The sequence below is a fragment of the Nocardioides sp. Leaf307 genome (assembly GCF_001423135.1).
GTDB classification, from domain to species: Bacteria; Actinomycetota; Actinomycetes; order Propionibacteriales; family Nocardioidaceae; genus Nocardioides; species Nocardioides kribbensis.
In genome coordinates this window covers 203723-222247 of record NZ_LMNY01000002.1, presented here as the reverse complement: position 1 = coordinate 222247, position 18525 = coordinate 203723, and the positions used below count along the sequence as shown (strand labels likewise).

The 18525-nt window shown below is 71.3% G+C and carries 18 protein-coding genes; 12 read left to right on the top strand and 6 right to left on the bottom strand.

What is annotated here, in order from left to right:
- Positions 1 to 40: 40 nt before the first annotated feature.
- The 3 genes from ASF50_RS10340 to ASF50_RS10330 are packed head-to-tail and all read right to left on the bottom strand — an operon-like array spanning position 41 to position 2686.
- Positions 41 to 874 (bottom strand): sulfite exporter TauE/SafE family protein, encoded by an 834-nt coding sequence (locus ASF50_RS10340; RefSeq protein ID WP_056904433.1) that lies wholly within the window; start codon positions 872 to 874, stop codon positions 41 to 43.
- 40 nt (positions 875 to 914) lie between these two features.
- Positions 915 to 2375, bottom strand: a complete 1461-nt coding sequence (locus tag ASF50_RS10335; protein ID WP_156718240.1) for an MBL fold metallo-hydrolase — start codon at positions 2373 to 2375, stop codon at positions 915 to 917.
- A gap of 5 nt (positions 2376 to 2380) precedes the next feature.
- A complete protein-coding gene (locus tag ASF50_RS10330; RefSeq protein ID WP_056904432.1) occupies positions 2381 to 2686 on the bottom strand; it encodes a rhodanese-like domain-containing protein in 306 nt (101 codons plus the stop codon).
- Between the two features lie 140 nt (positions 2687 to 2826).
- Here ASF50_RS10330 and ASF50_RS10325 point away from each other — a divergent pair, with 140 nt between their 5' ends.
- The 5 genes from ASF50_RS10325 to ASF50_RS10305 all read left to right on the top strand — a co-directional run bounded on the left by ASF50_RS10325 (position 2827) and on the right by ASF50_RS10305 (position 9769).
- Positions 2827 to 3237: a DUF302 domain-containing protein gene (locus ASF50_RS10325; protein ID WP_056862643.1), complete on the top strand. Its 411-nt coding sequence runs from the start codon at positions 2827 to 2829 to the stop codon at positions 3235 to 3237.
- Positions 3237 to 3500 (top strand): metal-sensitive transcriptional regulator, encoded by a 264-nt coding sequence (locus ASF50_RS10320; protein WP_056862644.1) that lies wholly within the window; start codon positions 3237 to 3239, stop codon positions 3498 to 3500. The genes ASF50_RS10325 and ASF50_RS10320 overlap by 1 nt, the downstream gene beginning before the upstream one ends.
- A gap of 373 nt (positions 3501 to 3873) precedes the next feature.
- A complete protein-coding gene (locus tag ASF50_RS10315; RefSeq protein ID WP_082503099.1) occupies positions 3874 to 5421 on the top strand; it encodes a DUF3375 domain-containing protein in 1548 nt (515 codons plus the stop codon).
- Entirely contained in the window at positions 5418 to 6251 is an 834-nt protein-coding gene (locus ASF50_RS10310; protein WP_082503098.1) for a DUF4194 domain-containing protein, read from the top strand. Before ASF50_RS10315 ends, ASF50_RS10310 begins: the two co-directional genes overlap by 4 nt.
- Entirely contained in the window at positions 6248 to 9769 is a 3522-nt protein-coding gene (locus ASF50_RS10305) for an ATP-binding protein (RefSeq protein WP_235557636.1), read from the top strand. Before ASF50_RS10310 ends, ASF50_RS10305 begins: the two co-directional genes overlap by 4 nt.
- 217 nt (positions 9770 to 9986) lie before the next feature.
- Here the strand turns inward: ASF50_RS10305 and ASF50_RS10300 are convergent, their stop codons facing one another.
- Complete coding sequence (locus tag ASF50_RS10300) at positions 9987 to 10652, bottom strand: AIM24 family protein (protein ID WP_056862646.1); 666 nt, start codon at positions 10650 to 10652, stop codon at positions 9987 to 9989.
- Positions 10653 to 10854: 202 nt separating this feature from the next.
- Here ASF50_RS10300 and ASF50_RS10295 point away from each other — a divergent pair, with 202 nt between their 5' ends.
- Both ASF50_RS10295 and ASF50_RS10290 read left to right on the top strand, forming a co-directional pair.
- Positions 10855 to 11229 (top strand): YciI family protein, encoded by a 375-nt coding sequence (locus ASF50_RS10295; protein WP_056904431.1) that lies wholly within the window; start codon positions 10855 to 10857, stop codon positions 11227 to 11229.
- Between the two features lie 99 nt (positions 11230 to 11328).
- Positions 11329 to 12327, top strand: coding sequence for a hypothetical protein (locus tag ASF50_RS10290; protein WP_056904430.1), 999 nt, complete (start codon positions 11329 to 11331; stop codon positions 12325 to 12327).
- A 75-nt stretch (positions 12328 to 12402) separates the two neighbouring features.
- Here ASF50_RS10290 and ASF50_RS10285 read toward each other — a convergent pair whose 3' ends face one another.
- The gene (locus ASF50_RS10285) at positions 12403 to 12942 is read right to left on the bottom strand and encodes a YaeQ family protein (RefSeq protein ID WP_056904429.1); all 540 of its coding nucleotides are present in this window, start codon (positions 12940 to 12942) and stop codon (positions 12403 to 12405) included.
- Between the two features lie 136 nt (positions 12943 to 13078).
- Here ASF50_RS10285 and ASF50_RS19010 point away from each other — a divergent pair, with 136 nt between their 5' ends.
- From ASF50_RS19010 to ASF50_RS10270, 3 genes are all read left to right on the top strand, one after another.
- Positions 13079 to 13609 (top strand): hypothetical protein, encoded by a 531-nt coding sequence (locus tag ASF50_RS19010; RefSeq protein WP_156718239.1) that lies wholly within the window; start codon positions 13079 to 13081, stop codon positions 13607 to 13609.
- A 154-nt stretch (positions 13610 to 13763) separates the two neighbouring features.
- Positions 13764 to 14273: a hypothetical protein gene (locus tag ASF50_RS10275; RefSeq protein ID WP_056904427.1), complete on the top strand. Its 510-nt coding sequence runs from the start codon at positions 13764 to 13766 to the stop codon at positions 14271 to 14273.
- 8 nt (positions 14274 to 14281) lie between these two features.
- Positions 14282 to 15223 carry a hypothetical protein gene (locus ASF50_RS10270; RefSeq protein WP_056904426.1) on the top strand — a complete coding sequence of 314 codons (942 nt, stop codon included), beginning with the start codon at positions 14282 to 14284 and terminating at the stop codon, positions 15221 to 15223.
- A 243-nt stretch (positions 15224 to 15466) separates the two neighbouring features.
- Here the strand turns inward: ASF50_RS10270 and glnA are convergent, their stop codons facing one another.
- Positions 15467 to 16891, bottom strand: a complete 1425-nt coding sequence (gene glnA, locus ASF50_RS10265) for a type I glutamate--ammonia ligase (protein ID WP_056904425.1) — start codon at positions 16889 to 16891, stop codon at positions 15467 to 15469.
- Positions 16892 to 17098: 207 nt separating this feature from the next.
- On the opposite strand from glnA, the gene ASF50_RS10260 reads away from it, so the two are divergent.
- Both ASF50_RS10260 and ASF50_RS10255 read left to right on the top strand, forming a co-directional pair.
- A complete protein-coding gene (locus tag ASF50_RS10260; protein WP_056904424.1) occupies positions 17099 to 17524 on the top strand; it encodes an RDD family protein in 426 nt (141 codons plus the stop codon).
- 89 nt (positions 17525 to 17613) lie between these two features.
- A complete protein-coding gene (locus ASF50_RS10255; protein WP_056904423.1) occupies positions 17614 to 18495 on the top strand; it encodes a DUF6612 family protein in 882 nt (293 codons plus the stop codon).
- The last annotated feature ends 30 nt before the right edge of the window (positions 18496 to 18525 follow it).

Below are 18525 nucleotides of genomic sequence, written 5' to 3'. Positions count from 1 at the left end.
CGACGTGGTGCGGTAGCGGTGCGGTCGCGGTGCGGTGGGGTCACAGCAGCGCGGGGAGGGCCTGGGTCGCGGTGTAGGCGGCGACGGCCAGGACGAGGGCGGTGAAGGCGGCGGAGAGCCGACGGGTGTCGACTCGGTCGGCGAGTCGGGCTCCGGCCACGGCGGCGAGGGCTGAGGCGGCGGTGAGGGTGAGCACGAGACCCCAGTCGGGGGCCGGTCCCACGCCGACACGGGTGCCCAGCGCGGCGGCGCTGGTGATCGTGATGACGACCAGCGACGTGCCGGCGGCGTAGGGCAGGGGGAGGGCGAGGGCCAGCAGCAGGGCGGGCACGACGAGGAAGCCGCCGCCCACGCCGAGGAAGCCGGTCAGCCCGCCCACGAGGGTCGCGGTGAGCAGGACCTTCAGCGCGCGCGGGCAGGCGCAGGCGAAGGTGGGGGAGAAGGTGAGGATCGGGTCGTCCAGGGCGGGTCGCGCGGCGTGGGAGGGCCCGTCTGCGGGGCGGCGCACGAGGCGCACCGCCATCAGGGCACCCACGAGGAGCATGAGCGCGGCGAAGGCCGCGAGGAGGACGTCGTCGTCGACGTGGGCCGAGGCCTTGGCGCCGAGCACCGCCCCGCCGGTCGCCACGGCCCCGAAGGCGACCCCCCGCGCGAGCAGCACGTGGCCGGACCGGGCGGCCGCGACGGCCCCTGCCAGGGAGGTCGTCGCGACCACCACCAGCGAGCCGGTCGTAGCCTGGGCGGGCGACTGGCCGAGCAGGTAGACCAGCACCGGCACGGCAAGGATCGACCCCCCACCGCCCAGCGCGCCGAGGCTGAGCCCGATGAGGGCACCGGCCAGGAGGGCCGCCAGCAGGGTCGTCTCGGGGGTCACGGCGCGCCCGGTCGGTCGGGTCGCCGCCCGGTCGGGCGGCTCATGCCGAGGGGCCGACGAGGTGCAGGCCCACCGCCTCGGCCTGGTCGAAGGTGTCGTCGATCGCGACGGGGCGCCGGGCGTGGGCGTCGAGGATCGACGCCGCCACCGAGGCGCGGTAGCCGCCGGCGCAGTGCACCCAGACCTCTCCCGGCGGCACCTCGCCGACCCGGTCGAGCAGCTCGTGCAGCGGCACGTTGACGGCGCCGGCGACGGCGGCCGCGGCGTGCTCGTCGCCGCGGCGCACGTCGAGCACCACCACGTCGCGGTGGTGGCGCACCTGGGCGAGGTCGGCGAACGTGGCGGTGGCGAAGCTCGCGGGGGCACAGGTGCTCCACTGCCCGGGGTCGCCGGTGGCGTGGGCCGCGGGCCGGTCGATGCCGATGCGCACCAGCTCGCGCTGGGCGGCGGCGACGTCCGCGGCGCTCTCGCCGAGCAGGGTGAGCGGGGTGCCCCAGGGCACGAGCCAGCCGAGGTAGGTCGCGAAGCCGCCGTCGAGGCCGAAGTTCAGGGTGCCGGGGGCGTGGCCCGCGGCGAAGGCGGTGCGGTGGCGCAGGTCGACGACCCACTCGCCGGCCTCGATGCGGCGGCGCAGCTCCTCGGCGTCGGCCCGGGCGGGCGGGCTGAGGTCGGGTGCCGAGGGGCCGGCGGCGTTGGCCGGGGCCATGTGGGCGTAGTAGGCCGGCCAGGCGCCGAGACCGGCGAGCAGCTCGTCGACGTAGGACTGCTCGTCCTGGGTCAGCACGGGGTTGGTCGTGCGCTCCCGGCCGATGGTCGAGGAGGTGGCGTCGGACTGGGTCGCGGAGCAGAAGGACCCGAAGCCGTGGGTGGGGAAGACCTCGGCCTCGTCGGGCAGCAGCGCGGCGAGCCGGTGCGCGGAGGCGTGCTGGTGGCGCACCAGGTCGTGGGTGTGCTCGGGCCCGAGCAGGTCGGGGCGACCGGTCGCGCCGAAGAGCAGCGAGCCGCCGGAGAAGACCCCGACGTCCGTGCCGGCGCCGGTGCCGGTGCCGAGGTCGCGCAGGGCGTAGGCGAGGTGGGTGAAGGTGTGGCCGGGCGTGGCCAGCGCGGTGAGCCGCATCCGCTCGCCCACCGCGACCACCTCGCCGTCGGCGACCGGGGTGCGCGCGAAGGCGACCTCGTCGGCGCCGTTGACGACGTACGACGCTCCGGTCGCCTCCGCGAGGGCGAGGCCGCCGGTGACGTAGTCGTTGTGCAGGTGGGTCTCGAGCACGTGGGTCAGCCGCACGCCGTGGGCGTCGAGCAGGTCGAGCACCCGGTCGATGTCGCGCTGCGGGTCGACGACGAAGGCGACCTCGCCGTCGTGCACGAGGTAGCTGCGGTCGCCCAGCGTCGGGGTCTCGATCGGCACGACCGTGAGACCCGTGCCGGTCGTGGTGCCGGCCGTGGTGCCGGTCGTGGAGCCGGCGGGGGAGGAGGTGGCGGGGGAGGAGGTGGCGGTCATCGGGGTCAGCCCCTCTCGACCGGGCGGCCGGAGCGGATCCACGCGGTGGTGCCGCCGGTGACGTTGACCGCCTCGAGGCCCTGGGCGGTGAGCAGGTCGGTCATGGCCGCGCTGCGGTTGCCGCTGGCGCACACGACGTGCACCGGCCGCGAGGGGTCGAGCTCGCCCAGGCGCGAGGGCAGGTGGCCCATCGGGATGTTGCGGGCGCCGGGCACGCGGCCCTCGGCGTACTCGCCGGGCTCGCGCACGTCGACGACCACGGCGCCGTCGTCGATCGCGGCTGCGAGCTGGTCGATGTCGATCTGCCTCATGTCGGTCCTCTCCGGTGCAGGTGATGTATCCCCCTGGGGGGTTCCTGTCGTTGACGCTAACATAACCCCCCGGGGGGTTGTAGCATCGACCGTGACAGCACCCCACGAGCACGATCGGCAGCACGAGGAAGGCCCCGCTGATGAGCGACTACACGATCCGCGTCACGACCCACCGCCCCTACGCCGAGGCGGTGGCCGCGGTGAGGGAGCAGCTCGCCGAGGTCGGCTTCGGGGTGCTCACCGAGATCGACCTCGCGGCCACCCTCAAGGCCAAGCTCGACGTCGACGTCGCGCCGCAGGTGATCCTCGGCGCGTGCCGCCCGCAGCTGGCGCACCAGGCGCTCCAGGCCGAGCCCTCGATCGCCGCGCTGCTGCCGTGCAACGTCGTCGTACGCTCCGTCGACGACACCACCACCGTGGTCGAGGCCTTCGACCCGGCCGTCATGACGTCGTTCGTGGGGGAGCCCAGCGACGCCCTGCGCGCGGTGTCGGAGGACGCCCGCACCCGCTTGACCACCGCGCTGACCGCGCTCGAGGACGGAGCACACTGATGGACCTGCAGCCCGACGACATCAAGGCGATCATCACGCGCATGAAGCGCGCCAACGGCCACCTGGCCAGCGTCATCCGGATGATGGAGGAGGGGTCGTCCTGCGAGGACGTCCTCACCCAGCTCGCCGCGGTCAACAAGGCCCTCTCGCGGGCCGGCTACGCCATCGTCGCCACCGGCCTGCAGCAGTGCCTCGCCGACGGCGAGGGTCTCGACGGGGTCGACACCAAGAAGATGGAGAAGCTCTTCCTCGCCCTCGCCTGAGGCCGCCGGTGCGCTGGGCCGCCCGCAGCGAAGGTGGTCGCTCGCGGGTGGTCCCGCACGGGACGTCATGCGATCGGTGGATGCGCATCCACGCCTCGTATGACGTCCGCGGAGGCGGCCCGCCGGTGGCGAGTGTGCTCGGCGGAGGGGCTGCGAGCGGTGGTGCCCGGCGGGCGCGGGTGGTGCCGCACGGGACGTCATGCGATCGGTGGATGCGCATCCACGCCTCGTATGACGCCACACCGCCCCCGGGGGACACAGCGCCCGCGGCCGGTGCGACCCCCTCGACCCCCGGGTCGTCGGCGCCCTCTGGGATGCTTGCTCGTCGCGGCGCGAGCCGCGTCGGGCGACGGTCGGCAGTGAGAGGGCGGGGATGAGCGAGATCGCGGGGGAGCTCGCGCGCGTGCGCGGCGCGTTCTCCCAGCCGACCCTCACGCTGCTCCACCAGCGCCAGGCGCCGGTGGTGATCACGATCTTCCGCGCCGCCTTCGGCCGCGACAACAAGCCGATCCCCACCGGGCGGCTGCACACGCAGGTCGAGGAGCACCTCGCCGCGATCCGGCACGCCGACGAGGGCGAGGTGCCGGTCGGGGAGGGGCGCGAGATCTGCCAGCGGTGGATGCGCGGACGCTGGCTGGTGCGCTCCCTCGACGAGGGCGGGCGCGAGGTCTACACGCTGACCTCCCACGCCCAGCAGGCCCTCGAGCTGGTCAAGAACCTCGCGCGTGACCGCGCCACCCTCAGCGAGCACCGCATCGCGACCCTGCTCGGCACGGTGCGCCGCTTCAACGCCGAGGCCAACCCCGACCGCGCCTCGCGGGTGGAGCTGCTCGACGCCGAGATCGCCCGGCTCCAGGCCGAGCGCGACCGTCTCGTCGACGGCGCCGAGCTGGTCGGCGTGAGCGAGGACTACATGCAGGAGGGCTTCACCGAGCTGCTCTCGCTGGTCTCCGCGCTGCCCAGCGACTTCGCGCGCGTCGAGGAGCGCTTCGCCACCATCCGCAGCGAGATCCTGGCCGCCTTCCGCGCCGAGGACCGCCCGGCCGGCGAGGTCATCGACGACTACCTCGCCCGCGCCGACGCCCTGATGACCGCCACCCACGAGGGCCGCGCCTTCGAGGGCGCCTTCGCGCTGCTGCGCGACGAGGAGCTGGTCGGCCGGCTGCGTGACGACCTCACCGCGCTGCTGGAGCACCCCGTCGCCGACGGCGTGCTCGGCGACGCCGACCGCGCCGAGCTGCGCGGCACGGTGCGCCTGGTGCGCGAGGGCCTCGACCGCGTGCTGGCCCAGCGCGCCCGGGTGACGGCCACGCTGCGTGACTACATCGTCTCCCGCGACGTCGAGCGCGACCGCGAGCTGGAGCAGACGCTGCGCCAGGTCGAGTCGGAGCTGGCCACCTGGATGGCCACCACCGGGCCCCGCGCCACCCTCGAGCTGGCCCTGCTGCCCAGCCGGGCCGGCGTCGAGCACCTGCGCGAGCGCTTCTACGACCCCGCCGACGACGTCCTGCCCGACCGCATCGCCACCGCCGGCCCCGACGAGGCGCCGGCGGTCTCCCTCGACGCGCTGCGCGCCCAGGGCGGCCCCCAGCTCGGCTCGCTGCGCGAGCGCCTCGACCTCGCCCTGGCCTCCACCCACCCGCCCGACTCCCTGGGCGCGCTCTTCGCCGGCCTCGAGCCCTCGCTGCGCCGCCCGGTCGAGATCCTCGGGCTGCTCCACCTCGCCGCCGACCACGGCTGGGAGGCCGAGCAGGAGCTGGAGACCTACGCCGCCGTGCGCGCCGACGGCTCCACCCGCACCTTCACCGCCCCCCGCACCCCGCTGCGCGGCTCGCCGCCGGGCGCCGAGGCCGGCACCGCAGGCACGGCCGGCGCCGAGACCCCCGACCCGCAGCACCGACCCGAGAGCGAGGCCCGATGACCGACGTCGACACCGCCGACCTGCGCCGCGACCCCGACCTCGCGCCCGAGCCCGGCCACGACTCCGGCCACGACTCCGGCCACGACTCCGGTCACGACTCCGGTCACGACTCCGACGGCGACCTGGCCGCCCACCTCGACGTGCGGGTCCCCGACGGGGGGTCGGTCTCGCTCTTCGAGGGCGACGAGGGCGGCCTGGAGCTGGCCCAGCGCCACGTGCTGGTCACGCTGCTCAAGCAGCGCTTCGTCAGCGCCCGCACCCACCCGCGCGACTGGCGGGTGCTGGTGGAGCACGAGCGGGTGCTGCGCTCGCGGCTCAACGACCTCTTCCTCGAGCTGGCGGTCGACCGCGAGCGCGAGGTGGCCTGGAAGCGGCAGGCGACCTCCGAGACGGGCGCCCGCTTCCCGACGCTGCTCTACGACGCGGCCTGGTCGCGCGAGGAGACCATCGTGCTGGTGCACCTGCGCGACCGGTTGCGTGCCGGCCTGGCCGCGGGTGACGCGCGGGTCTACGTCGACCGCGACGACCTGGTCGCCCACGTCGCGACCTTCCGGCCCGCCCACGTCACCGACGAGGCCGCGGAGGAGAAGCGGGCCCGCAACGCGGTGCTGGCCGTCGCGCGCACCGGCCTGCTGATCCCCACCGCGGCCGAGGAGCGCTTCGAGGTCAGCGAGGCCGTCGAGGCGCTGCTGCCGCTCGAGCTGCTCCAAGAGCTGCTGGAGGCGCTGCGGCGCGCCAACGGCTCCGACGTACCGGCTGCGCCGGAGGCGCCGGTCGACCTCTTCGGCGAGGTCGCGCCCGAGTACGACGCGAGCGAGGAGCAGGCATGAGCGTGCACGAGAGCGACCGGCTCGACGGCCCGGTCCCCGACGAGCCCACCGACGAGATGGCCGACGAGACCGGCGAGGGCCTCTTCGACCGCGGCGTCGTCGCGACGCCGAAGGACGACACCATGCAGTGGCGTGCCAGCCTGCTGCAGCTGGTCAACTGGGGTGGCTTCTCGGGGCTGACCACGATCCCGCTGCGCGGCGACGCCACGATGATCTCGGGCGCCTCGGGCGTGGGCAAGAGCACCGTGCTCGACGCCTACACCGCGCTGATGATGCCTTCCGACGCGAAGTTCAACGGCGCCTCCAACGACGCCGTGGCCGGTCGCGCGCGCGGCGCGGGCCAGCGCAACCTGCTGTCCTACCTGCGCGGCGCCGTCGACGTCGTCGACGACCCCCGCACCGGCCGGCCGGTGGAGCGGCTGCTGCGCGGCCAGGGCGGTGACACGTGGGGTGCGGTGGCGATGACCTTCGTCAACGACCGCGGCGGGCGCTTCACGGTGCTGCGCACCTACTACGTGCCGAGGCGTGCCACCCGCTCCGCCGACGTGCAGATGCAGCTGGTCACCCACGACTCCGGGCTGGAGCTGACCAGCCTCGAGGTCGCGGTGCCCGAGCGCTTCCACGCCACGACGCTGAAGAAGCTCTTCCCCGGCATCCGGGTGCATCGCACCTACGCCGAGTTCTCCGCCGTGCTCCACGCCCGCCTCGGCATCGGCGCCAACGGCGACGGCGCCAAGGCGCTGCGCCTGCTGGCGCGCATCCAGGCTGGCAACCAGGTGCGCAGCGTCGACGAGCTCTACAAGGACATGGTGCTCGAGAGGCCCGCCACCTACGCCGCCGCCGACCGCGCCATCGAGCACTTCGACGACCTCGAGGCCGCCTACACCGCCATGCGCACTGAGGAGGCCAAGCTCGAGCTGCTCGGCCCCATCACCGGGCTGGAGGAGCGCCGCCGCGGCGCCACCCGACGCCTGGCCGAGCTCGACTCCTACGGCGTGACCCGCTCCGGTGACACCCCGCTGCGCCGCTGGCTGCTCCAGACCCACCTGCGCCTGATCGAGACCGCCACCGACGCCAACCGCCGCGACCGCACCACCACCGCCGGGGAGCTGGCGGCCGCGGCGCGCGACGAGCGCCGCCTGGTCGCCGACCTCGACGCCGCCCGCGAGGCCCACCAGGACGCCGGCGGTTCCGCGCTGGAGTCGATCGCCCTCGGCCTGGAGCAGGAGCAGTCCGTACGCCAGGAGCGCCAGGCCCGCCGCGACGCCCTGGAGGAGCGGCTGCTGCCGCTGCTCGCCGCGGCCGACTCCGAGGCCCGCGACCTCGAGGCGTCGCTGCGGTCGGCGGAGTCCTTCAGCGTGCTCCAGCTCCACGCCCGCCAGTGGCTCTCGGGGTGGGACCGTCACCAGCAGCAGACCCGCCGCGAGCGCGACGCCGCCCGCGACCGGCGCTATCCGCTGAGCAGGCGGCAATCGGAGCTGCGCGCCGAGCGCGCCTCGCTGGAGAGCCGCGCCGGGCGCGTGCCGGCCCAGCTCCACGAGCTGCGCGCCGAGGTCGCCCGCGCCAGCGGGCTGAGCCCCGAGGAGCTGCCCTTCGTGGCCGAGCTGCTCGACGTCGCGCCCGACGAGGCGCGCTGGCGCACCGCGGTCGAGACCGTGCTGGGCGCCAGCGCCCGGGTGCTGCTGGTGCCCCTCGATCGGCTCCAGCACTTCTCCTCGGCCATCGACGGGCTGCGCCTGCGCGGGCGGCTGAGCTTCGAGGGCGCCCCGCTCGACCTGCCCGACCTCGGCCCCGCCGACCCCGAGAGGGTCGCGGGCAAGCTGGTCTTCCGCTCCTCGCCCTTCTCCGGGTGGGTGCAGGCCCACGTCTCCGAGCCCTCGCGCAACGCGCTGTGCGTCGAGGACGCCGCCGACCTCGCCGGCCCCGGCCTGCGGGTGACCCTGGCCGGGCAGACCCGCAGCGGTCGCCGCGGCAGCCACGGGCGCTCGGAGGCACGCAGCATCATCGGCTTCTCCAACGACGAGGCCGTGGCCGAGGTCGACGCCGAGCTCGCCGCGGTGGAGCGCGACCTCGGCGCGCTCGACGCCGAGCTGGTCGAGCTCGACCGGCGCAGCAGCGTGCTGGAGCTGCAGCGCTCGTCGTACGACGCCGTGGTGACCGCCCGCTTCGCCGACCTCGACGTAGAGGGCAGCCAGGAGCGCATCGACGACCTGGAGCGCCGGCGCGCGGAGATCCTCGGCGCCGACGACCAGCTGCGCGCCACCGAGTCGCAGGTCGAGGCCCTGGCCGCGCGGCTGGAGGACACGCGCCGGCGGCGCTTCGCCCTCGAGCAGCGCCAGCGCACCCTCGAGGAGGTGCACGGTCGCCTGGTCGACGACGAGGACCTGGTCAAGGACCGCCTCGAGACCATCCTGGCCTCCGGCGCGGTCGACCTCACCGACGCCCAGTCGGGCGCCCTGGCCGCCGACTTCGCCGCGGCCGCCGCCCCGGCCGACCCCGAGGACCTCGACCGCTTCGCCGAGACCTCCCAGCGCCTGGCCGAGCGGCTGCGCGCGGCCGTGGCCGACACCGAGACCGAGATCGCGCGGGTCGAGGACGAGCTGAGCGCGGTCTTCCGGCTCTACGTCGCGCGCTGGGAGTCGCCCAACCTCGGCACGTCGGTGGCCTCCTACCCCGACTTCGCCCGCATCCTCGCCGACATCCGCGGCACCGGGCTGGCCGAGCGCCGCACCGAGTGGCGCCGCCGGCTCACCGAGTGGAGCGGGCAGGACCTCGTGCCCCTGGTCGGGGCGATGGCGGCCTCGATCGAGGACATCGAGGACCGTCTCGAGCCGATCAACGCGATCCTGCGGCGCCTGGAGTTCGGCGGGGCCGGCGACCGGCTGCGCATCCGGCTGCGCCGGCTCAGCCCCGCCCACGTGCAGGTCTTCCTCAAGGACCTCCGCGCGCTCTCGGCCGCCTCACCGGCCCGGCTGGAGGAGGCCGACCTCGAGCGCCGCTTCACCGACCTGAGCCGCTTCATGGACCAGCTGCGCCCGCCCGCGCAGTCGGGGGAGCGCGCCGGCGAGCCGACCGACCGCGACCGGCTGCTCGACGTGCGCCGTCACGTCGAGGTCAGCGCCGAGCGCTACGACTCCGCCACCGGGGAGCTGCGCGCGACCTACCGCACCCTGGGGGAGAAGAGCGGCGGGGAGAGCCAGGAGCTGGTGGCCTTCATCGTCGGCTCCGCGCTGCGCTTCCGCCTCGGCGACGAGATGCGCTCGCGGCCCCGCTTCGCCCCGGTCTTCCTCGACGAGGGCTTCGTCAAGGCCGACTCCGACTTCGCCGGCCGCGCCGTGCGGGCGTGGAAGGGTCTGGGCTTTCAGCTCGTCGTCGGTGTGCCGCTCGACAAGGTCACCGGCCTGGAGCCGCACATGGACGAGCTGCTGGCCATCACCAAGAGCCCCGAGACGCACCAGTCGTGGATCACCCCGATCACCACCGCGGCGGCGTCGGCCGGGGTCGGGGCGGGTGCCTGACGCCGGCTCGACGCGCGGGGGAGAGGCTGTCTAGGCTCCTGCCCTCGCCTCACCCCTGGGGCGGACGGGCTACGGCAGGTCTCGATCCTGTGTGGCGTCCGTGATCCGTGAACAGTGGTCCGACCACATCGGCAGGGGTTGCCCGGCGGACCCGGTCGCTGACCGGGCCCGCCGAGGTCCGACGGCGGCGGCTGCGTGCCGCTGTCATGGCCCTGTCTCAGTGGGTGTGCGGCGCGACCGTGCGGCCCTCGCTGGCCTGCACGACGACGAAGCCCTGACCGCTGAAGGCCAGCTGGAAGGCCTCCCCGGAGCCGCGGCCGATGAGGGCGCCGGCGCCCGCGGTGCGGCGTACGGACGTGCTGAGCGAGGACGACCACGCCACGGCCGACTGGATGTCGGCGAAGGTCGGGGCGTCGACGTTGAGCACGACGGGCTCGCCGTGGGTGCTGATGGCGACCGTGCCGGTGCCGGTGAAGGTGGTGTTGAAGACGCCGCCGGCCATCATCGAGGCGCCCTCGACACGCTTGATGTCCCAGGTCAGCGAGCTGTCGAAGGCCAGCACGTTGCTGCCGTTGACGGTGAGCGAGTCGTTGTCGAGGGTGACCAGGTGGATCTCGGAGGCGTCGTCGGCGAAGAAGACGTCGCCGCGGCCGGTGACCTTCATCAGCGGCATGCCCTCACCGGTGATGGCCTTCTTGAGGAACTTCCCCATGCCGCCCGCGCCCTGGTAGGCGAAGTCGACCTGCCCCTGGTAGGCCACCATCGCGCCCTGTCGCGCCATCACCTCGCCGTCGAGGGCCACCTTGAGCATCCGGGGGTTCTGCAGCGTGAAGCGCTCCGCGCTCTCGGACTCGAGGTTGGTGCCGAACAGGTTGCTGCGCATGGGTTCTCCTTCGTGTCGTGGGGTGTCGCTCGCAGGCTACGGGCCGCCGGCGCGGGGCGGGGCGACTCAGGACGGATCGCTGCGAAGAGGTGCCAAGACGTGGCACAGGGACGTGGCGCCGGCGCCGCGCAGGTGTGAGGCTCGCAGGACCCAGGCCGCTCCCGCCCCGGCCGCGCCCGGCCCCGCCAGAGAGGAACGACAGATGCCGCACTACCTCATCTTCTTCAACCAGCAGTGGGTCGGCGACCACGACGAGGCGTGGTACCAGACCCGCGTCGAGCCCTCGACCGCCGTCGTCCGCGACATGAGGGAGCAGGGCGTCCTCGTCTTCGCCGGTGGCCTCGAGGAGGAGCTCGCGGAGGCCGCGAGCGCCGACGCCACCAGTGGCACCCCGGTCGTCACCGACGGACCGTTCACCACCACCGAGGAGTGGCTGGGCGGCATGACCATCATCGACGTCCCCGACGACGAGACCGCCCGCCGGTGGGCCGCCAGGGTCGCCGAGGGCTGCGGCTGGCCCCAGGAGGTACGCCGCTTCAAGGGCGGCTCGATGCGCGGTGCCACGGAGGGGGAGTGAGGCCGGGCGGGGGCCGTCGACCTGGGAGAGTCGAATGCCACTGCTGCGGGGAACCGTCGTACGGCGGTGTCGCGGAGGCCGCGGGGCTAGCCTTCGCGCATGGATGACCAGAGGCTGATCGGGCGGCTCAACGCGGTGCCGGCGCGCGAGGTGTGGCGTCACGAGGCGCTCGACTTCACGCCGTGGCTGCTCGACAACGCCGACGTCCTGTCCGAGGTGCTCGGTCTCGACCTCGAGCTCGACGCGGCCGAGCATGCCGTCGGCGACTTCAGCCTCGACCTGATCGGCCGCGACCGGCTGTCGGGCGACCTGGTCATCGTCGAGAACCAGCTCGAGCCCAGCGACCACACGCACCTGGGCCAGATCATGACCTACGCGGGCGGCACCGACGCCGCGCACGTCGTCTGGGTGGCGCCGTCGTTCCGACCGGAGCACCGACGTGCCCTCGAGTGGCTGAACGAGCGCACGGACGAGGCGACGAGGTTCTTCGCGGTCGAGGTGAAGGTCGTGCGGATCGGGGACTCTCCCTACGCCCCGCTGCTCTCGCTGGCCGTCCAGCCCAACGACTGGGGCAAGCAGGTCCGCACCAGGGCTGTGCAGCGATCGGGGACCACGTGGTCACCAGAGGACCTGATGCCCGCTGTGCGGGCGGAGGCGACGCCTGCGGTGGCGGGCGCCATCGGTGCGTTGATCGAGGCTCACAACCGCTTGGGTCCTGATGCCGGCCTGTACTACGGCGCTGCGCAGGCACCGTCGGTGACGGCCACGATGGTCGCTGGCTCCTTGCGCACCCAGCCGTGGAGCATCTTCACGCACCGCGGGGTCGTCTGGACGCTCAACCTCGACTGGATCCACAAGCAGGGGCGAGTGCTGTCCGCGGACTTCATGGAGTCACTCGCCGCCGAGCTCGGTGACCTGCCGGGCTTGGCTGCGGCGTTTGAGTCCGGGCGGTCGGTCGGCTGGAGGCGGCGGCCGACGATCGCCGCGGCCCCTCTCTTCACGCACCCGGGTGCTGTGGAGCGGATCGCCTCCGCCATGGGCCGGCTCTTCCGTGAGCTGCAGGCCACGGCGGCGCCGCTGCCGCTTGGCCCTTCGTAGCTCCGTCTGGGTCGCATGCGGCGCGTTGACGCACGTGGTCGCGCGCTCAGGACCGGGGACGGGACGTCGCTCCGGCTAGCTGATCGGGTGGTCGTGCACCGCCGAGGAGAGGTGCACGCCGTTCAGCTCAAGATAGAGCTGCCGCTCCGTGACGGTGAGCGTCATCGTGTTGCGGCGCTCCATCGTGTCCACCGCTGCATCGATGAACCCGGGATCGAAGTTGTGCAGCACGATCTCGGCGGCGCGGTGGATCCTCGCCCCGGCCCACTGCGCGAGCACCTTGGCCGGGTCGCGGTGCGTGTAGATCGTTGTGCGCTCGGCAGCCTTGCTGCCCGTGTGAAGCCGCGCGGCATCCGGTGCGCCGACCTCGATCCAGGCAAGCAGCTTCCCGCTCAGGTCCCGCACCAGCACCGCCGGCGCGTCGGCCGACGAGATGCCCTCGCTGAATGCGATGCCCTCTTCGTGCTCGAGACAGTATGCGAGCACGCGCGTCACGAGGTACGCCTCGGTCTCTGACGGATGCCGCGCCGCGCGCAGCGTGAACTGCTCATAGACGCCGCGATCCGTGTCGGCCAACTCGACCTCGAACGTGTGCATCGTCGCGCCGGCCGCCATGGGGCTCAGCCTAGTCCGGGAACGGGGGCCTCCCGCTCCGTCATCACCGTCGCCTGATCGCGGCAGAATGTCGCACCATGCCTGGCGCTGCCGCGAACGCACCATCGTTGTCGGTGGGCCCGTACATGCTGCGCCCATGGAACTCTTCATTGCAGTGGTCCCCGGCGTGGCCTCCGGGCTGCTAGGCAGTTACGCGGGATACCGGCTCTCGAGTCGCGCCACGCGCGCGACAGAGACGCGCGCCATCCGCCGCGAAGCGGCTGCTGACCTGAGCGCGCCGCTTCGAGACCTACGAAGCATGTCTCGCCGCTGGGGGCGAGTCGAGTTGGCACAGGTCGAGGTCGGCTCTGCCGTGGTTGCATGGGCCGAGGCATTCGATCGGCAGGGCCATCGACTGCCAGCTGACTGGCGACACGTGAGTCGGAGCGTCCGAGCCGCGGTCGGCGAGGTGTTCGGCGGCGTCGCCATTGCGCACTTACGACCTGAGATGGCCGCCTATCCATTGGCAGAACCAGACTTCAAGTGGCAGGACTTCGCGGACGACTACATCACCCACGTGCTCGACGCGCTTGTGCGTTGGGGCGATAGCGACCGTGAAGCCCGAGCGCTCCGAGACTTCGACAGATGGCTGGAGGAGACGGGTCGGCGCGCGGAGCGACCCGCCTAGCGGCGGAATGGGCTAGGTCAGCGCCGACACCGGAAGGTCCGGTGGACCCTTTCGCCGGGCGAGGTCCGCGTCTTATAGCAGTTGCGATGCGTGACTGTCGGCGGTAACTGGCACACTCCAATCACAGAGCTCAGCGACAAGGAGGTGCGCACACGTGATTCGATTCCGACTTCTTTGCTCCTCGCTTTCGCCGCTACTGGTAATCCTCGGCGTGCGCCTGTGGTCAGCACACACCGTCGTCGCGGCCACCCTGCTTCTGGCCGCAGTTGCATCCGTGGGGAGCTTGTTGCTCCTTATGCAAGCGCGTGAGCGTCTCAGCGCGCAGCGGTTCACCCTCACCACCGTTCACGACGAAAGCGGTCAGGTCCCTGCATATCTCGTGACTTACCTGCTCCCTTTCGTAACATTGAACATTGCAGGTCGGGACGATCTCCTTGGCTACCTACTGCTCGCTGCCGTCCTTATCATCTTGGTCGTCCGAACAAACCTGGTCTACGTACAGCCGGTCCTGCTTACCATCGGCTGGCACCTGTATCGCGCCGAGGTTGAGAACGGATTCAGCGAAATGGTATTCATCAGCAACCGCGATCTCCGGGTCGGACATCGAGTTGTTGCAGTGGGGGTAGGCGGTCCCGTTTCGCGCGTCGTCAGTATCGAAGATTAGGAACAGGCATGGCAGAGGCTATTAACATCAGCAATGTCGACATCGAAGGCATGCTGACACTCACCGTTGCGTGGCGCTCGGGGAGGAAGATCAAACTCGGGCGCGTCGAAACAGGGCCAGACGTTGACATCGCCTTTCGAGAGGTAATTGACGCGACGATCACGAATCTGGACACACGCGCTGCCCAGGACTGGGCGCCGGACGCCGACCTCACCGCTGAGACGTACCTCGTCATTGCCACGGACCGGCTGGGGGACGCCCCCATCCTTACAAGCGAGTTCAAGGGCGGCCTGCTTTCTGAAGTACTAAAGCAGCCTCAGACCGTCCCGACGCTGGACGCTCGCAACCTCCCGGCCGCGGACCTAGCCTTCTACGCCCTGACCATCGACCGAGCCGAGGGCAGCCGCGTTACATTCCTGCGTCGCAGCAACCCGCGCCGCGGCCTAAAGAAGGCGAACTTTTTCGCTGGTCTCGGCGATTCCCTGAGCCGCATCGATGAGCCGATTTTCGCCTTTGATGGCCTAATCGACCTCATCTTCGTCGATGATCAGGTCGCGATCCTGAGCAGTACCGCGTTTGCTGCGCTATTCCGCGATCAAGAGACACTTACCGCCCAGGTGCCCAAATGGATCGATGAGCTGAACACGCATGTTCCAATCGCGGAGTCCGGTCGCTCACGCCTCGCTGAGCGTGCCTTGGCTGTCACCCATCTGCGGACACGGCTCGAGGCGATCGTCACGCGAGGCCATCTCAAGGACGTTCCGCAAGAAGACTTGCGGAAGGCGATGAAGGCGAACGATCTCGACCCGGACAAGCTCCTAACCGCCGAGGGCGAGCTCGTCCTCGAAGCTGGAGACATCCAATCTGTCCTCTACTTCCTCAACGAGGATCTTTTCTATGGCTCCATTACCGAGGTTGGGTTCAGAGCCGACAAGAAGGCGACTCGGTAGTGTCCCACCGGTTGACTTCTGTGGGGACGGCTTCGAGTAGCTAACCTGTGCCGCGCGGATCGTGCCAGAAGCCCCAGACGCGGACGTTTTAAACCCTTGGAGGCCCACGATGCGCCGTCTCGCGCTTCGCTGCTCAGTCTCCTGCGGAATCCCCGCAGAATCGGGCCCACTCCGAGCTAACGAGAACGGCCCCTGATCCCGCGTTTCCGCAGGTCAGGGGCCGTTTCCGGGTTAAAACGCGACTCAGATGTCGTAGTAGAGCTCGAACTCGTGCGGGTGCGGGCGCATCTGCACGGGCATGATCTCGTTCTGGCGCTTGTAGTCGATCCAGGTCTCGATCAGGTCGGGCGTGAACACGTTGCCGGCCGTCAGGAACTCGTGGTCGGCCTCGAGGGAGTCGAGGACGGCGTTGAGCGAGGTCGGGACCTGGTCGATGTCGGCCATCTCGTCCGGCGGCAGCTCGTAGATGTCCTTGTCGATGGGCGACGGCGGCTCCATCTTGTTCTTGATGCCGTCGAGGCCGGCCAGCAGCAGCGCCGAGAAGGCGAGGTAGGGGTTGGCCGACGGGTCGGGGCAGCGGAACTCGATGCGCTTGGCCTTGGGGTTGGACCCTGTGATCGGGATGCGCACGCAGGCCGAGCGGTTGCGCTGGGAGTAGACCAGCGAGATCGGGGCCTCGAAGCCGGGCACCAGGCGGTGGTAGGAGTTCACCGTGGGGTTGGTGAAGGCCAGCAGCGAGGGCGCGTGCTTGAGGATGCCGCCGATGTAGTGGCGGGCCATGTCGGAGAGGCCGCCGTAACCGGTCTCGTCGTAGAACAGGGGCGAGCCCTCGTTCCAGATCGACTGGTGCACGTGCATGCCCGAGCCGTTGTCGCCGAAGATCGGCTTGGGCATGAAGGTCGCGGTCTTGCCGTTGCGCCAGGCGGTGTTCTTGATGATGTACTTGAACTTCATCACGTCGTCGGCGGCCTTGAGCAGCTCGTCGAACTTGTAGTTGATCTCGGCCTGACCGGCGGTGCCGACCTCGTGGTGGGCGCGCTCGACCTGCAGGCCCGACTTCTCCAGCTCGATGACCATCTCGTCGCGCAGCTCGCCGAAGTGGTCGGTGGGGGCCACGGGGAAGTAGCCGCCCTTGTACTTCACCTTGTAGCCGCGGTTGTCGTTCTCGAACGAGTCACCGGTGTTCCAGGCGCCGGCCGAGGAGTTGATCTCGTAGTAGCCGGCGTTCTGCTTGGTCTCGAAGCGCACGTTGTCGAAGACGTAGAACTCCGCCTCGGGGGCGAAGAACGCCGTGTCGCCGATGCCGGTGGTCTGCAGGTAGGCCATCGCCTTGCGCGCGATGTTGCGCGGGTCGCGGGAGTAGGCCTCGCCGGTGAGCGGGTCGTGGATGAAGAAGTTCACGACCAGGGTCTTGGAGGACCGGAAGGGGTCGATGTAGGCCGTGGTCGGGTCCGGGAACAGCGACATGTCGGACTCGTGGATGGCCTGGAAGCCGCGGATCGAGGAGCCGTCGAAGGACAGGCCGTCCTCGAAGACGGACTGGTCGAACGACGACACCGGCACGGTGAAGTGCTGCATGACACCGGGCAGGTCGCAGAAGCGCACGTCGACCATCTCGACGCGCTCGTCCTTGATATAGGCGAGCAGCTCGTCGCTGTTCTGGAACATTCGTCCTCCTTGGCTGTCCATCTCGTGGGGCAGCCGGCGGTCTGGGAGTGGACAGCCCGGTGCGACGTTGCGCCGGACGGATGCGGCCCACCCTAGGGAGATAGGCGTTTCCTGACCGTATCGGTTGTGTGTCGTGCATGTAACAGCAGGCACGCGGAGTGGTCAGGCTCCGGCGGCGGCGCAGGAGCCGCTGGCTAGCCTGGGGGAGTGACCAGCGCCGCCACCGGACCCGCCCCCGCCGTCGACACCGCGACCTGGCCGCGGCGGATGCTCGCGCTGCTGGTCGACTGGGCCGCCTCCACCCTGGTCGTGGTCCTCTTCGTCGGCTTCGAGGACTACTTCGAGGTCGGCAGCAACCTGCAGTCGTGGACCCTGCTGGTCTACGTGGTCGAGGCCACCGTGCTGACCTCCACCGTCGGCGGCTCCTTCGGCCAGGTCGCCACCCGGCTGCGCGTGGTCTCCCTGCCGTACGGCGCACCCGTGCCCCTGCTGCGCAGCCTGGTGCGCCACGTGATGGTCATCCTCGTCATCCCGCCGCTGGTCTTCCGCCCCGACGGGCGCGGCCTGCACGACGTCGTCGCGGGCTCGGCCACCATCACCCTGCAGACCTACCGCGGGATGCTCGCGCGCTGAGCCCGGATCGTGACCTCCGGGGAGGTTTGCCGGACGCCGGTCGTTGGGACTCTCGAGACAGACCCCCACGACGACACGAAGGGCACCCCATGTCACGCACCACCACCTGGAGCCGCACCCTGCGCCGCTCCGCCGCCGCCGCGGTCGTCCCGCTGGCCCTCGTCTCGCTGAGCGCCTGCGGCAGCGACGAGTCCGCCGACGACACCAGCTCCAGCAGCGCCGACTCCGGCAGCGACACCGGCAGCGACTCCGGCTCCGAGGGCGACTCGGGCTCGGAGGGCTCGACCGAGGAGACCCTCGCCGAGGGCGACGAGGTGCCTGCCGACGAGATGGCCGACATCCTCTCCGCCTCCTTCGAGGACGCCACGACCGCCACCTTCACCATGGAGACCGGCGGCTCCACGGCCATGCAGGCCGAGGGCGAGGCCGACTTCTCCGAGAACCCGTACTCCATGGAGATGCAGATGAAGGCCGGCGGCCAGGACCTCACGATGGTCCTGGAGGACAACGTCATCTACATGCAGGGCATCGCCGGCGACGGCTGGGTCAAGATGGACCTCAGCGACCCCAACAACCCCTTCGGCTCGCTGATGACCGAGCAGATGGACCCGCGCACGATGTTCGACTCGATGGAGAAGGGCATCCAGTCCGCCACCTTCGTCGGCACCGAGGACGTCGAGGGCGAGAGCCTCGACCACTACTCCATCGTGCTCGACGGCAAGGCGCTGCTGGAGAACCTCGACCCCGAGATGGCCGGGCTCGCCGAGTCGCAGATGCCCGACACGATCGCCTACGAGATCTTCCTCGACGACGAGGGCCTCTTCCGTCGCGCCGAGGTCGACATGGGCGCCACCGGCCCCATGACGATGACCTACGACAACTGGGGCGACCCGGTCGACATCGAGGCCCCGCCGGCCAGCGAGGTGCAGACCATGGAGGACCTGATGGGCTCCATGGGCGGCATGAGCTGAGCCCCACCACCCAGCACGACGACGAAGGGC